Source organism: Shigella sp. FC1544, assembly GCF_001722145.1.
GTDB classification, from domain to species: domain Bacteria; phylum Pseudomonadota; class Gammaproteobacteria; order Enterobacterales; family Enterobacteriaceae; genus Escherichia; species Escherichia coli.
The window spans coordinates 1-477 of the sequence record NZ_MECT01000433.1 but is presented as its reverse complement, the minus strand read 5'-3'; the positions used below and the strand labels follow the sequence as shown (position 1 = coordinate 477).

Genomic DNA, 477 nt, shown 5'->3' with positions numbered 1-477 from the left:
CCCGGTCAGTTCACGGATCAACACTGTGAGCAGCTCTGGTGAAGGATTTTCCAGCGTCATGTTACCGTGACGGAACTCCACCTTGCAGGAGCTGGCACTAACTGTAGTCTGAGTAGATAAAGACGGAGTAAGAGCAGCCACCGGTTCTTTCGGCTCATCCGGCGTTATCTCCACAGGTAATAATTCAACGCCAGTGTCAGAAGAGGTTGTTACCGGAAGACGCCGCGATATGCGCCCTTCGTTCTGCCAGAGCCTGAGCCATTTGAACAGCAGGTTATCATTGATATCGTGTTCCCGGGCAATACGGGCAACAGAGGCTCCTGGTTGTGAAGCCAGTTTAACCATTTGAAGTTTAAACTCATTTGAAAATGATCTGCGGGGTTCTGCAGATAATGCTTTCTGTTCCATAACAGGTGTCCACTAGTTGAAAAGGTGGGCACCTACGTTACCAATACAGGCTTAATGGCTACATACGGC

General features: G+C 49.5%; 1 protein-coding gene. It reads right to left on the bottom strand.

The annotated features are described in order from the left end of the window. A partial coding sequence (gene tnpA / locus BGK49_RS17745; protein ID WP_069375790.1) for an IS66-like element accessory protein TnpA occupies positions 1 to 408 on the bottom strand: 408 nt, incomplete at its 3' end. Positions 409 to 477: the final 69 nt, after the last annotated feature.